Source organism: Paenibacillus sp. IHB B 3084 (genome assembly GCF_001447315.1).
Lineage (GTDB): Bacteria > Bacillota > Bacilli > Paenibacillales > Paenibacillaceae > Paenibacillus.
Genome location: NZ_CP013203.1, coordinates 3,336,166 through 3,350,391 on the forward strand (window position 1 = coordinate 3,336,166; position 14,226 = coordinate 3,350,391).

Consider the following 14,226-nt stretch of genomic DNA (forward strand, 5'->3'; position numbering starts at 1 on the left):
AAGAGTAGGAGGGGATGCGTAATGCCTAATATCCGGTTTACGGAAAAGCCGCTAAGTGATTGGATGCGTGGTGATGCTGCGGATTCAGAGATTGTCATTAGTAGCCGGGTGAGAATTGCGCGTAACTTGCAGCATCTGCCTTTTCCCATGCTTGCTACCAACCAGCAGTCGGAAGAAGCACTTCAACGCTTGACGGATATCCTTCAGTATGATGATTTAGGACGCTTTGGTACCTTTCATACCCTGAAAATATCCGAGTTGGATGAGATCGACAAGCAGGTGCTAGTTGAGAAGCATTTGATTAGTCCTAATTTGGCGAACGAATCTCGTAACGGTGCTGTTTTGATTAGCGATGATGAATCGGTTAGTGTTATGATAAACGAAGAGGATCATCTGCGTATCCAGTGCTTATATCCGGGATGTCAGGTTAGAGAAGCTTGGGAACGTGCTATGGTTATTGATGATGCATTTGAGGCGCATGTCGATTATGCATTTGATGATCGTAGAGGTTTTCTGACCAGTTGTCCGACGAATGTTGGCACAGGGATGAGAGCTTCAGTGATGATGCATCTGCCCGCACTGGTCATGACTCATCAGATTAACCGCATTTTGTCTGCTGTTTCACAGGTAGGTCTTACCGTTCGCGGTATTTATGGTGAAGGCAGCGAAGCGGTCGGCAATCTGTTTCAGGTATCCAATCAGATTACACTGGGACAAACCGAAGCGGAAATTATCGAAAATCTGCATGGCGTTGTGCTGCAAATTATAGAGCACGAACGTTCCGCCAGGGAACGGCTGATGAATGAGTCCATGCTGCGGATTACAGATCGGGTGATGCGTTCATTCGGTATTTTGTCATATGCAGCGGTACTGGATTCCAAGGAGGCCGCACAGCGGTTGTCCGATGTACGTCTTGGCGTGGACTTGGGGATTTTGGAGCGTCCATCCACCGCAGCGATGAATGAGCTGAATGTGATGACGCAACCCGGATTTCTGCAAAAAAGCTTTGGTGATAAAATGAATACCGGTGAGCGCGATATGTACCGGGCGAAGCTGATCCGGCAAAAATTAGGCACAACCCTTTAATATATAGAATGATCTGAAATACACACTGTGGAGGTGCAGGATATATGATGTTTGGAAGATTTACGGAACGCGCACAAAAAGTGCTTGCCTTGGCTCAGGAAGAAGCTGTTCGATTGGGACACAACAACATTGGCACGGAGCACATTTTGCTCGGCCTCATTCGTGAAGGTGAAGGAATTGCAGCGAAAGCCTTGATTGGTTTAGGGCTAGGACTGGAAAAAATTCAGGATGAAGTGGAAACGCTGATTGGACGCGGTCAAGAACAACCGACGAACATTGCCTATACTCCACGCGCCAAAAAGGTTATCGAGCTGTCTATGGATGAAGCTCGTAAGCTGGGCCATACCTATGTAGGTACAGAGCATATTTTGCTCGGTCTTATCCGTGAAGGCGAAGGTGTAGCAGCCCGTGTACTGAATAACTTGGGTATCAGCCTGAACAAAGCACGTCAGCAAGTGCTTCAATTGCTTGGCAGCAGCGAGGCTGTTTCCAGCCATCACGGTGCTCCGGCTAATGTCAGCACACCAACGCTGGACAGCTTGGCACGTGATTTGACGGCATCTGCGAAGGAAAACAATCTGGACCCTGTCATTGGGCGTAGTAAGGAAATTGAGCGTGTAATTCAGGTGCTCAGCCGCCGTACGAAGAACAATCCGGTTCTGATCGGTGAGCCAGGGGTAGGTAAAACGGCAATTGCCGAAGGACTGGCTCAAAAAATTATTGCCAATGAGATTCCCGAAACGCTGCGTGACAAGCGTGTTATGACACTGGATATGGGTTCTGTGGTAGCAGGTACCAAATATCGTGGTGAATTCGAGGATCGCTTGAAAAAGATTATGGACGAGATTCGTCAGGCCGGAAATATCGTACTGTTCATTGACGAGCTGCATACGCTGATCGGTGCAGGTGGAGCGGAAGGTGCAATTGATGCCTCCAACATTTTAAAGCCTGCTCTGGCACGTGGCGAGCTGCAATGCATCGGTGCGACAACGCTGGACGAATACCGCAAATATATTGAGAAGGACGCTGCTTTGGAACGTCGCTTCCAGCCGATTACGGTAGATCAGCCTTCTCCAGAAGAAGCTATTCAAATCTTGTATGGCCTGCGTGACCGTTATGAAGCGCATCACCGTGTGAAAATTACGGATGAAGCCATTGAAGCGGCAGTAAAATTGTCGGATCGTTATATCACCGACCGCTTCCTGCCGGATAAAGCAATTGACCTTATTGATGAAGCAGGCTCCAAGGTAAGGCTGAATTCCTACACGGTACCGCCAGACCTGAAACAGCTGGAAAACCGTCTGGAAGATATCCGTAAGGAAAAGGATTCGGCTGTACAAAGCCAGGAGTTCGAAAAGGCGGCTGCACTGCGTGATACAGAGCAGAAAATTCGTGAAGAGCTGGATGTTACGAAAAACCAATGGAAAGAGCAACAGGGACGTACAGATTCCGAAGTAACACCGGAGGATATTGCTCAGGTCGTTGCGATCTGGACAGGTGTTCCGGTCAGCAAGCTGAAAGAGGAAGAAACGCATCGCTTGCTGAACATGGAAGAGTTGTTGCATGAGCGGGTCATTGGGCAGGATGAAGCAGTTAAGGCAGTTAGCCGGGCTATTCGCCGGGCACGTGCCGGACTGAAAGATCCGAAGCGTCCAATCGGCTCCTTTATTTTCCTCGGTCCAACCGGGGTTGGTAAAACCGAGCTGGCACGCGCGTTGGCTGAATCCATGTTCGGAGATGAAAATGCGGTTATCCGAATCGATATGTCCGAATACATGGAGAAACATTCCACGTCTCGTCTGGTAGGAGCGCCTCCAGGATATGTTGGATATGAAGAAGGCGGTCAATTGACTGAGAAGGTACGTCGTAAACCTTACTCTGTCGTACTGCTGGATGAAATTGAAAAAGCACATCCAGAAGTGTTCAACATTCTCCTGCAAGTGCTGGAAGATGGACGTCTGACGGATTCTAAAGGCCGTGTTGTCGATTTCCGCAACACACTCATCATCCTGACATCCAATGTGGGTGCACAGGCGATCAAACGTAACTCAACGCTCGGCTTTACAGCTGTTGTGGACGCTGGAGCGGATTACGATAACATGAAGGGCAAAGTGATGGATGAACTGAAGAAAAGCTTCCGTCCCGAGTTCTTGAACCGGATTGATGAAATTATCGTTTTCCATTCTCTCGAAGAAAAACACATTGCCGAAATCGTGTCGCTTATGTCCGAAGAGCTGCGTAAGCGTCTGAATGAGTACGAGGTGGACTTTGAGTTGACAGACAAGGCTAAGGCATTCCTTGCGAAGGCAGGCTTTGATCCGGCGTATGGTGCGCGTCCATTGCGTCGTGCAATCCAGAAGCATATCGAGGACCGTCTGTCCGAGGAGTTGCTGTCGGGTAATATCACTAAAGGTGATTCTCTCTTCATTGATGAAGAGAACGGTGCGTTGACCGTAACGAAAAAGGATAACGTATCTGCGAAGTCCTGAGCATTGTACTGAGTAGGCAATAAGAGTTAACGATAATCCTCGGCTTTTGCCCAAAAGGACAGAAGTACGATAGGTTAGCACAATAAAAGTGGTCAGAAAGGGTGTCTCGCAGGCTGAAAAGCTGTGGCGAAGGCACCCTTTTTGTGCATAAAGCACTGTGGAACGGTCGGATAAGTGCTTTGGAAAAGTTTGTGATATCGCTTTACGTCCGCCAAGCTTCAATGGTAAACTTTTATTGTTACAGCTCTTTCCGGGCTGTGTGAAGATAAATCCGACATTGATCGTTGTCATATAAGGAGCCAAGGAACAAAGTATGGCTAAAGTGAAAACTAAATTTTCCTGTACGGAGTGCGGTTATGAATCGCCCAAATGGTATGGAAAATGTCCCGGATGCCAGGCATGGAATTCCATGGTGGAGGAAACGGAAAGCGTTGTTAAAACTCAAGGAATGGGTTCTTCCCTTCTTACTCATAGCACAAAAGATAAACCGCTTCCTATTATCGAAGTGGAGAGTGGCAAAGAAGCACGAATTTTGACGGGAATTGGCGAATTGAATCGCGTGCTCGGGGGAGGCGTGGTGCCGGGTTCACTCGTTCTGGTGGGCGGTGATCCGGGGATTGGAAAATCTACGCTTATGCTACAGACATCGAATGAGCTGGCTTTAACCGGTTTAAAGGTGCTTTATGTGTCAGGTGAGGAATCCGTTCGTCAGACGAAGCTGCGTGCAGACCGTCTCGGTGCCTTGTCCCCCAATTTATACGTATTATGTGAGACGAATTTGGAGACGATTGAAGAAGCGGTAGACAGCTTGAAACCGGAGTTTCTGGTGATTGACTCTATCCAGACTGTATATTTGCCTGAGGTGACGAGTGCGCCGGGGAGTGTAGCACAGGTACGGGAATGTACTTCACGTTTTATGCGGATTGCCAAGGGATTAGGTATTGCAACGGTGCTGGTAGGACATGTAACCAAGGAAGGGGCCATTGCAGGCCCGCGTCTGTTGGAGCATATGGTCGATTGTGTGCTTTATTTTGAAGGAGAGCGCCATCATACGTATCGGCTGTTGCGTGCGGTTAAGAATCGTTTTGGCTCTACGAATGAAATTGGTATTTTTGAAATGGCTGAAAGCGGCTTGCGTGAGGTGTCGAATCCTTCCGAGCTGTTCTTGTCCGAACGACCTCTAGGGGTGGCTGGTTCCACAGTCGTCGCCAGTATGGAAGGAACCCGACCTGTATTAGTTGAGCTGCAAGCGCTGATTGCGACTACACATTTTCCTTCTCCGCGCCGAATGGGTACAGGGGTTGACCATCACCGAATGGGATTGATTATAGCCGTGTTGGAAAAGCGGATGGGTATGTTTTTGCAAAATCAGGATGCGTATCTAAATGTGGCCGGGGGCGTAAAACTGGATGAACCAGCGGTGGACCTGGCTATAGCGGTGAGTATTGCTTCCAGCTTTCGGGATGCGCCTACCAAGCCGTACGATGTGATTTTTGGCGAGGTGGGGTTGACGGGTGAGGTGCGCGCTGTATCCCGAGCGGAGCAGCGTGTGCGGGAAGCAGAGAAGCTGGGTTTTAAACGGGTGATTATGCCGGAGAAGAGTTTGAAGGGCTGGACGCATCCGAAAGGGATACAAATTGTAGGAGTAGGAACGGTGGCAGATGCATTGGCAGCCGCATTAGATTAGGGGGCAATGAGAATGAAAGAAGCGAGCCAACTGGATAAAATGAATGATTTGCTGCGGCTTGTGGCACCGGGAACTCCCTTTCGCGACGGACTGGAAAACGTGCTGCGCGCCAAAACGGGCGCTCTTCTGGTCGTTGGCTATAGCCCGGAGGTAATGGAGGTCGTGGACGGCGGCTTCTCGATTAACTGTGATTTTTCACCGAACTATTTGTATGAACTGGCTAAGATGGACGGTGCCATCATACTGAGTGAGGATTTGAAACGGATTTTATACGCAAATACGCAATTGATTCCTGATTCTTCTATCTCATCGATTGAAACGGGTATTCGTCACCGGACAGCGGAGCGGGTTGCCAAGCAAACTGGCAAGTTAGTCGTGTCCATTTCCCAACGGCGTAATATTATTACATTGTATCAGGGAACGCTGAGATACGCTCTCAAGGAAATCGGAGTTATTTTAACCAAAGCCAATCAGGCCATTCAGACGCTGGAAAAGTATAGATCCGTGTTGGGGCAAGCCTCGACGAATTTGACGGCATCCGAATTTGAAGAATTAGTGACCATGCCCGAGGTGGTAAATGTTATCCAACGGATCGAAATGGTGCTGCGCATCAAAATGGAAATCAAACGATTTATTAACGAGCTTGGGAATGAGGGCCGTTTAATTAGCATGCAGATGGATGAGCTTGTCAGTAATATCGAGGAAGAGGCCTGGCTACTGTATAAGGATTATGCCAAAGACGATAGCGATGAGAAAATTCGTGGCATTATATTGGGCCTCAAGCGTTCCACGGACGATGAGCTGCTGGATGCAAATCATATTGTACGTTTGCTGGGATACCCGTCTTCGGCTGCGACATCAGAAGAATATATCGTGGCGCGCGGTTATCGGGTGCTGAACAAGATACCACGTCTACCGAATGTGATCATTCACAATCTGGTGGAGCGGTTTGGACGTTTTCCGCATGTTATGACAGCGACGATTGAAGAACTGGATGAAGTAGATGGCATTGGAGAAGTCCGTGCGCGTACCATTAAAGAGGGACTCAAACGATTGCAGGAACAAGTTTTCATTGACAGGCAAATGTAAATGTAATACAGTGAAAGGATTATAATGGAACAATTCATACATTGAGGTGAAGAGATGATTACCAAATCAATTCCGAACATGTGTACCTTGGGTAACTTGTTTCTCGGAATGATCGCCATTCTATTGGCCGTAGACGGAAAATACAGTCTTGCCGCTATTATGGTTATTGTCGCCATGTTGTTGGACGGACTGGATGGACGAATGGCCCGGGCGCTAAATGCCCAGAGCGAATTCGGTAAAGAACTTGACTCCTTATCAGATATGATATCTTTTGGTGTAGCTCCCGCAGTTATTATGTACATGGTTGCTTTTCATGATGCTAATTCGGCTTTGGCCTGGACGGTTACGGCTATTTTTCCGATGTGTGGAGCGTTACGTTTGGCTCGTTTTAATGTACGTCCCGGTGTCCCGGGTTATTTTACAGGCTTGCCGATTCCGGCAGCAGGTGGAGTGCTGGCGACTTTATCTTTGTTTCATAATGATGTCTCTATGTTATACATGTCGGTTGCGATGCTGCTTGTCTCTTATTTGATGGTCAGCTCGATGAAATATCCGAATTTAAAAAAGGTGGGCCTTCCGAAGAAAGCGATCTGGATCGCTCCATGGGTTGTGGTTGCTGCCGTTGTACTGGCAGTTAAATTCCCGGATCAATTATCGAAGCTGATTTTCGTACCGTTGGTGCTGTATGCATTGTATGGCATGAAACTGAACATCCGTAAGCTGTCACGTAGACGCGGGCGCGGACGGGGACGTTCCACTCAGGAAGAACAGGATGACCAATACCGTCATTCACAACATTAGAATTAGGCGAGAAAACAATAAAGCATTTATATCCTTGAATCATTTCAGGGAGATAGATGCTTTTTTTATGCATAAAAAATCAAATACATAGGGTTAGTTGCGGGAGAATTGGATCATACTGGTAGGGAAAGTGATGTATAACCAATAAATATCAGGGTGCAAAAAGAAAACAAAGGAGGTATAGAGACTCGATGTTAAGAAAGGCTATTTTAACTTTTACAGGATTGTGCGGAGCATGGTTCGGCTATACGTTATACCATCGGGTAGAAGGTATCGTATCATGGCTGCCCCAGTGGTTGAGTGATGGTTCTTTACCGGGAATGGCTGTTTGGATGATTGCGGGAGCTGTGTTATTTATGGCTGGATGTTCGCTCGCCGGAACAGCTGTGGCGAATCGTTTACAGCAGGGGATCGAAGGTTTGGTACGGATTCCAATGAACGAGATGATGGCAGGTGCGATTGGATTGGCGGTGGGCTTGATCCTTTCCTTAGCAGTTTACCCGCTCTTGTCATGGCTGGGGGCACCAGGTCAACTGATTCAAACGGCTGTTACCATCGTATGCGGATATGTGGGTGTGATGGTCGGACTGGAAAAGCGGGACGAGCTGTCCTCATTTTGGAGTTCGGGATTTTTTGGTCGACATACGGGTGTGGAAGAACGCAAGCTGGAGGAACATAAAATTTTGGACACCAGCGTGATTATAGACGGACGTATTGCGGATATTTGCAAGACGGGTTTTATCGAAGGCACGATTGTTATTCCGGAATTTGTGCTGGAGGAGCTTCAGCATATTGCAGATTCGTCGGATTTGCTCAAGCGTAACCGCGGGCGGCGAGGTCTGGATATTTTGAACAAGATTCAAAAAGAGTTGGATGTAAATGTATTGATTTACGAAGGCGATTTTGAGGAGATTTCAGAGGTCGACAGCAAGCTGGTCAAGCTGGCAAAGGTGCTACAGGGTAAGGTGGTAACGAACGATTTTAACCTGAATAAGGTGTGCGAGCTTCAAGGTGTATCGGTGCTGAATATTAATGACTTGGCAAATGCAGTGAAGCCTGTAGTGCTGCCCGGTGAGGAAATTATGGTGCAGATTATCAAAGACGGCAAGGAGCATGGGCAAGGTGTGGCCTATCTGGATGATGGTACGATGATCGTTGTGGAAGGCGGACGTGACTACATCGGTTCGCTGATGGAGGTGCTGGTTACAAGCGTACTTCAGACCTCTGCGGGGCGTATGATTTTTGCCAAACCGAAATTATTGGAAAAAGCTCAATAAACGCGGTATGATGAAGTAGATGTGTAATCATACGGATCGTCCAGATGCGATCAAGGCAGGAGTCATTTCAATGAACAATCGGGTAGGAGTCGTCATTGTGGCGGCCGGGCGCGGCTCCCGTATGGGAACGCCGGAAAGTAAGCAATTTTTGCTTTTGCGGGACAAGCCCATCTTCATACATACACTTGAAATATTCGCAGCCATGCCCGAAGTGGATGAAATGGTGATGGTGACGGGGGCAGAAGATGTCGAGCGCTGCCAAGAATGGATTCGTCAATACCGGATCAGCAAGGATGTACAAGTGGTGGCTGGTGGCAGTGAACGCCAGCATTCGGTATATCGCGGTCTGAGCCACCTGCAAGCAGATTGGGTGATGGTGCATGATGGTGTGCGTCCACTCATTCAACCTGAGCTTATACGTTCGTGCCTGGAGACAGCTATGCGTACCGGTGCTTCTGTAGCGGCGGTGCCTGTAAAGGATACAGTCAAGCAAGTGAACGGGGATGGTATCATTACAGCAACGCCGGATCGCCGAAGTCTGTGGAGTATTCAAACGCCACAGACTTTTCGTCTTTTTGATCTGCTGCGGGCCTATGAGAAAGCGGACCAGGCGGGATTTTTGGGGACGGACGATTCTATGCTGGTGGAGCGATTAGGGATTCCAGTCACTGTCGTTCAGGGCAGCTACAAAAACATCAAAATTACCACGCCTGAGGATTTGGATATGGCGGCGTTATGGGTAAAGACAGAGGGAGAGGATATCAGATGATCAGAGTGGGACAAGGGTTTGACGTCCATCAACTGGTTGAAGGAAGGCCGTGCATTATCGGGGGCGTGAATATTCCTTATGAAAAGGGATTGCTGGGTCATTCCGATGCTGACGTGCTGCTGCATGCGGTTAGCGACGCTATTCTGGGCGCGCTCGGTCTGGGTGACATCGGGAAGCACTTTCCGGATAACGATCCCGAATTCAAGGATGCCGACAGTCTCAAGTTGCTGGAGCATGTATGGAGTTTGGCCAAAGAGCGGGGATACCGCTTGGGGAATATTGATTCTACGATTATTGCGCAAAAGCCCAAAATGGCATCTTACATCCCGCAGATGAATGAAGTTATCGCTCGTGCGTTGGAAGCAGAAGATCCTTCCCAAGTAAACGTTAAGGCAACTACGACGGAGCAGCTTGGCTTTGCCGGGCGGGGTGAAGGAATCGCGGCTCAATCGGTTGTCTGTCTTGTAAAGGGTATGCTATCATCTTGAGAACTTAGATTTGGAGGAGATTTTATGAGCACGGAAGTTCGTGTACGTTATGCCCCAAGCCCAACAGGGCATCTGCATATTGGAAATGCCAGAACGGCATTGTTTAATTATTTGTATGCTCGGAACCAAGGTGGCAAATTTATTATTCGTATTGAAGATACAGATGTCAAACGCAACATTGAAGGCGGGGAAGAGAGCCAGCTTAAATATCTGAAATGGCTGGGTATGGATTGGGATGAAAGCGTGGATGTCGGAGGCGAGTATGGACCTTACCGTCAGACTGAACGTTTGGATATATACAAAACCTATTGGCAGGATCTGCTGGATCGTGGCCTGGCTTACCGCTGTTACTGCACCGAAGAAGAACTGGAACGCGAACGTGAAGAACAGACGGAACGTGGGGAGACACCACGCTACTCCGGGAAACACCGTGATCTGACGGAGGAACAGTGTCAGGCATTCGAAGCGGAGGGTCGTGTACCAAGTATCCGTTTCCGCGTACCAGAAGATCGCGAATATACGTTTAATGATATGGTCAAAGGCCAAATTACGTTTAATTCGAAGGAAAGCGGCGATTTTGTTATCGTCAAAAAAGACGGTATTCCGACATATAACTTCGCTGTAGCAGTAGACGATCATTTGATGAAAATATCACATGTGTTGCGGGGCGAGGACCATGTCTCCAATACACCGCGACAATTGATGATCTTTGAAGCGCTTGGATGGGAGCCTCCAATCTTTGGTCATATGACACTGATCGTGGGCGATGATCACAAAAAGCTTAGCAAACGCAACGAGTCCATTATTCAGTTCATGGAGCAGTACGACAAATTGGGCTACTTGCCAGAAGCTATATTCAATTTTATTGCGCTGCTGGGCTGGTCCCCGGAAGGCGAAGAAGAAATTTATGACCGGGAACAATTGATTTCGATTTTCGATCCTAACCGTTTGTCCAAAAGTCCGGCTGTCTTTGATACGAACAAGCTGGCTTACCTGAACAATCATTATATTAAAAAAGCCGATCCTGAGCGGATTGCTGGTATGGCGATTCCTCATTTGCAAGCAGCGGGGCTGTTACCGAATGAATTATCGGAGGAACAACAGAATTGGGCTAAGGCTCTTGTTCGCTTATATCAGGAACAAATGACCTCTGCGTCCGACATTGTGGCTTTGTCTGAGCTGTTTTTCCGTTCGCATCTGGAGCTTGATGCTGAAGCGGCGGCAGTATTGGCCGAAGAGCAGGTTCCTGAAGTACTTAAAGCCTTTGCTGGCAAGGTTGAAGTGAGCGAGGAATTTACCGCTCCACAAATGGCCAAGCTGATCAAGGAAGTTCAAAAGGAAACTGGCTTTAAAGGGAAACAGTTGTTCATGCCGATTCGTGTGGCCCTTACAGGTCAAACTCATGGACGCGATTTGAACGAAACGATCTTCCTGCTCGGACGTGACAAGGTCCTGGACCGTCTCAAGGCACAAATTAAAGGCTGATATTTCTTGTCAATTTGTTGTCTTTTCGCTATAATGACTCCATTGATACGGATTGATATTTACGTGTAAAGGCTGAGAACAGGAGAAGTACACTGCATAAGGGCATTTGCCAGAGAGGACGGCCGAGGGGAACCCCGGGGCTGGAAGCCGTCCAGATGACCTGCGGAGGAAATGCGCCTGGGAGCCGTGCGCCCGAACCCAATTAGCGTCGACTGCTGATGTGGCAAGGGTGTGCCGAATCGTTCTCGTTACCGGACGCCAAAGACGGGCTTCTCTGCTTATATGCAGCAGGTATGCCCGAAGCAGAGTGGGACCACGTTCATGCGTCTCTGCAGCTTAGGCTGCGGAGGCGCTTTTTCATTTTTATCAGACTCAAACTTGTTAAAGGTGAAAAATGTCGAAGCGTGCTGTCGAATGCAAAAATTGGCGAAACGCGGAGTGGTGTGGAGATGCGGCAAGGAAATGGGGGAAATAGGAGGGGCGACATGTTCAGACATATCAAATCCGACATTCAGACTGTTTTGGATAATGATCCGGCCGCCCGGAGCAAGCTGGAGGTTATTTTTACGTATTCCGGCGTTCATGCACTTTGGGCACATCGAACCGCACATTGGTTTTATCTGCGAAACTGGTGTACTCTAGCTCGTTTTATATCGCAAGTATCGAGGTTTATGACAGGGATTGAAATCCATCCCGGTGCTCGTATTGGAGATCGGCTGTTCATTGACCATGGCATGGGAGTTGTCATTGGGGAAACCTGCGAGATTGGTGATGATGTCGTATTATACCAGGGGGTCACTCTTGGAGGGACGGGGAAAGAGAAAGGGAAGCGCCACCCTACGATTGGGAATAATGTGGTTATAGGCTCTGGGGCCAAGATATTAGGCTCTTTTACGATTGGGGCGCAGTCCAACATTGGCTCCAACTCGGTTGTGCTAAAAGAGGTGCCGCCAAACAGTACGGTGGTGGGTATCCCGGGACGGGTTGTCAGACAGGACGGTAGACGTCCAGATCGACTTAGTCACCAGTTACCCGATCCGGTCGTGGATTCTATGCGGGAGCTTCAACTGGAAATAGAACGATTGCGTGCAGAAATATCTGATTTGAAGGATGGGCGATCCGCTCAGAAACATCAGGTGGCCCAAGAGAATAAAATACAAGGATGATTTTCATGAGGGAGGAACATAACAATGCCGCTTCAAATTTATAATACAATGACGAGGAGTCGGGAGCCTTTTGTGCCACTGGAGCCTGGAAAGGTTAAAATGTATGTATGTGGACCTACCGTGTATGATTACATTCATATTGGCAATGCACGACCTGTAATTGTATTTGACGTGGTGCGCAGCTACCTAGAGTACTTGGGCTATGATGTAAACTATGTGGTGAATTTTACGGATGTCGATGATAAATTAATCCGCAAAGCTCGGGAACTTGATATGGATGTTTCGGCAGTTGCTGAGAGATTTATTGCTGCCTACCATGAGGATCTGGCAGGATTGAATGTTCCTGCTGCCAGCATGAACCCTCGTGTAACAGAGAGCATGGACCTGATTATTGATTTTATTAAGGTATTGGTAGACAAAGACTATGCCTATGAGAATGATGGCGATGTGTTCTATCGGACCAAAAAGTTCAAAGATTACGGACAACTATCAGGTCAAAAATTGGAAGAGCTTCAGTTCGGAATTCGCATCAATGTGGATGAACGCAAGGAAAATGCCGAGGACTTTGTACTCTGGAAGGCAGCGAAGCCGGGCGAAATTTATTGGTCGAGCCCTTGGGGAGATGGACGACCAGGCTGGCATATCGAATGCTCTGCTATGGCTCGCCATTATTTGGGGGATACACTGGATATTCATGGGGGCGGACAGGATCTGCAATTTCCGCATCATGAATGTGAATGCGCACAATCCGAAGTGATTACGGGTAAGCCATTATCTCGCTACTGGATGCATAACGGATATATTCGCATTGATAATGAAAAAATGTCGAAATCACTCGGTAATGGTATTTTGGTAAAAGATTTGCGCGCTCGTCACAAGCCAGAGGCTTTACGCTATTTTATGCTTTCGACTCATTACCGGAATCCGTTGAACTACAACCAAGAGACGATGAGTCAGGCGGAGAATAGTGTCGAACGGATTGCCAATGCAGTTACCAACGTGAAGCATCGTTTAGCCAATGCGCTGGAAGGCAACGGGGAAGTGTCAGTGGAACTGCAAGCCAAGCTTGACGGGATCTTGCAGCAGTTTGGCGAAAAAATGGATGATGATTTCAATACACCTGACGCGATTACTGCTGTATTTGACTGGGTTAGCGAAGCGAATCATCTGTTGCAGCGCGATGTCGTAAATCAGGCGGAATTGAAGGCTGTATTGCATACCTTTCATACGATGAACAACGTACTTCGTATTTATGCGGAACCGAGAGAAGAATTGTTGGATGATGAAATTGAACAATTGATTGCGGAACGTGTCGAGGCACGCAAAACCAAGAACTGGGGCAGAGCCGATGAAATTCGCGATCTGCTGGCTGCCAAAGGAATCGTGCTTGAGGATACAGCACAGGGTATGCGGTGGCGGCGAAAATGAGTGATAAGCCATTGAATACGGGAGCTTCGGAAGGTGCGGGAAACTGGTTCCCGTATCCTGCGTCCAAGCCGGCCCGCCTGATGCCGCCGATTGCGCTGGCTTACATTGGCGATGCCGTGTATGAGGTTGCGGTGCGGCAATATTTGCTGGCGCAGCCCAATCTGCGCCCGAACCATTTACATCGGCGAGCCACAGGGCTAGTCTCTGCCAAGGCGCAGAGCCGTATGCTCACGCTGCTGGAGACGGTACTGACGGAGGAAGAACGTGATATTGTTAGACAAGGCAGAAATGCCAAGTCAGGAAGCCTGCCCAAAAATGCTGATGTGCTTGAGTATCGTCATGCTACTGCGCTGGAGGGACTGTTCGGTTTTCTTTATTGTGACGGACGTTTGGACAGAATGAGAGAATTGATTACGTACGGCATTGCACAAATGGAAAATACAGAAAAATCTTAATTGGGA

General features: G+C 48.3%; 12 protein-coding genes. All 12 read left to right on the top strand.

Annotation, left to right across the window (positions count from 1 at the left end; genetic code table 11):
* Nucleotides 1-21 precede the first annotated feature (21 nt).
* Entirely contained in the window at nt 22-1,086 is a 1,065-nt protein-coding gene (locus ASL14_RS15570) for a protein-arginine kinase McsB (RefSeq protein ID WP_134912277.1), read from the top strand.
* A 44-nt stretch (nt 1,087-1,130) separates the two neighbouring features.
* Entirely contained in the window at nt 1,131-3,575 is a 2,445-nt protein-coding gene (clpC, locus tag ASL14_RS15575; RefSeq protein WP_134912278.1) for an ATP-dependent protease ATP-binding subunit ClpC, read from the top strand.
* Nucleotides 3,576-3,888: 313 nt separating this feature from the next.
* Nucleotides 3,889-5,262: a DNA repair protein RadA gene (radA, locus tag ASL14_RS15580; RefSeq protein WP_134912279.1), complete on the top strand. Its 1,374-nt coding sequence runs from the start codon at nt 3,889-3,891 to the stop codon at nt 5,260-5,262.
* A gap of 12 nt (nt 5,263-5,274) precedes the next feature.
* Nucleotides 5,275-6,351, top strand: a complete 1,077-nt coding sequence (disA, locus tag ASL14_RS15585) for a DNA integrity scanning diadenylate cyclase DisA (RefSeq protein ID WP_134912280.1) — start codon at nt 5,275-5,277, stop codon at nt 6,349-6,351.
* Nucleotides 6,352-6,405: 54 nt separating this feature from the next.
* Nucleotides 6,406-7,152, top strand: a complete 747-nt coding sequence (gene pssA / locus ASL14_RS15590; protein ID WP_134912282.1) for a CDP-diacylglycerol--serine O-phosphatidyltransferase — start codon at nt 6,406-6,408, stop codon at nt 7,150-7,152.
* Between the two features lie 191 nt (nt 7,153-7,343).
* On the top strand, nt 7,344-8,429 hold the full coding sequence (locus ASL14_RS15595; protein WP_134912284.1) for a PIN/TRAM domain-containing protein: 1,086 nt from the start codon (nt 7,344-7,346) through the stop codon (nt 8,427-8,429).
* 70 nt (nt 8,430-8,499) lie between these two features.
* The gene (gene ispD, locus ASL14_RS15600) at nt 8,500-9,198 is read left to right on the top strand and encodes a 2-C-methyl-D-erythritol 4-phosphate cytidylyltransferase (protein WP_134912286.1); all 699 of its coding nucleotides are present in this window, start codon (nt 8,500-8,502) and stop codon (nt 9,196-9,198) included.
* Nucleotides 9,195-9,686: a 2-C-methyl-D-erythritol 2,4-cyclodiphosphate synthase gene (gene ispF / locus ASL14_RS15605; protein ID WP_134912287.1), complete on the top strand. Its 492-nt coding sequence runs from the start codon at nt 9,195-9,197 to the stop codon at nt 9,684-9,686. The genes ispD and ispF overlap by 4 nt, the downstream gene beginning before the upstream one ends.
* Before the next feature lie 24 nt (nt 9,687-9,710).
* Nucleotides 9,711-11,171: a glutamate--tRNA ligase gene (gene gltX / locus ASL14_RS15610; RefSeq protein ID WP_134912289.1), complete on the top strand. Its 1,461-nt coding sequence runs from the start codon at nt 9,711-9,713 to the stop codon at nt 11,169-11,171.
* 485 nt (nt 11,172-11,656) lie between these two features.
* A complete protein-coding gene (cysE, locus tag ASL14_RS15615; protein ID WP_134912291.1) occupies nt 11,657-12,337 on the top strand; it encodes a serine O-acetyltransferase in 681 nt (226 codons plus the stop codon).
* Between the two features lie 24 nt (nt 12,338-12,361).
* On the top strand, nt 12,362-13,765 hold the full coding sequence (gene cysS / locus ASL14_RS15620) for a cysteine--tRNA ligase (protein WP_134912293.1): 1,404 nt from the start codon (nt 12,362-12,364) through the stop codon (nt 13,763-13,765).
* Nucleotides 13,762-14,220 (top strand): Mini-ribonuclease 3, encoded by a 459-nt coding sequence (locus ASL14_RS15625; RefSeq protein WP_134912295.1) that lies wholly within the window; start codon nt 13,762-13,764, stop codon nt 14,218-14,220. The genes cysS and ASL14_RS15625 overlap by 4 nt, the downstream gene beginning before the upstream one ends.
* Nucleotides 14,221-14,226: the final 6 nt, after the last annotated feature.

What these genes read in the sequence shown, in the direction of transcription:
- ASL14_RS15570 (WP_134912277.1), top strand. Translation starts at nt 22, where the DNA reads ATGCCTAATATCCGGTTTACGGAAAAGCCGCTAAGTGATTGGATGCGT.
- clpC (WP_134912278.1), top strand. Translation starts at nt 1,131, where the DNA reads ATGATGTTTGGAAGATTTACGGAACGCGCACAAAAAGTGCTTGCCTTG.
- radA (WP_134912279.1), top strand. Translation starts at nt 3,889, where the DNA reads ATGGCTAAAGTGAAAACTAAATTTTCCTGTACGGAGTGCGGTTATGAA.
- disA (WP_134912280.1), top strand. Translation starts at nt 5,275, where the DNA reads ATGAAAGAAGCGAGCCAACTGGATAAAATGAATGATTTGCTGCGGCTT.
- pssA (WP_134912282.1), top strand. Translation starts at nt 6,406, where the DNA reads ATGATTACCAAATCAATTCCGAACATGTGTACCTTGGGTAACTTGTTT.
- ASL14_RS15595 (WP_134912284.1), top strand. Translation starts at nt 7,344, where the DNA reads ATGTTAAGAAAGGCTATTTTAACTTTTACAGGATTGTGCGGAGCATGG.
- ispD (WP_134912286.1), top strand. Translation starts at nt 8,500, where the DNA reads ATGAACAATCGGGTAGGAGTCGTCATTGTGGCGGCCGGGCGCGGCTCC.
- ispF (WP_134912287.1), top strand. Translation starts at nt 9,195, where the DNA reads ATGATCAGAGTGGGACAAGGGTTTGACGTCCATCAACTGGTTGAAGGA.
- gltX (WP_134912289.1), top strand. Translation starts at nt 9,711, where the DNA reads ATGAGCACGGAAGTTCGTGTACGTTATGCCCCAAGCCCAACAGGGCAT.
- cysE (WP_134912291.1), top strand. Translation starts at nt 11,657, where the DNA reads ATGTTCAGACATATCAAATCCGACATTCAGACTGTTTTGGATAATGAT.
- cysS (WP_134912293.1), top strand. Translation starts at nt 12,362, where the DNA reads ATGCCGCTTCAAATTTATAATACAATGACGAGGAGTCGGGAGCCTTTT.
- ASL14_RS15625 (WP_134912295.1), top strand. Translation starts at nt 13,762, where the DNA reads ATGAGTGATAAGCCATTGAATACGGGAGCTTCGGAAGGTGCGGGAAAC.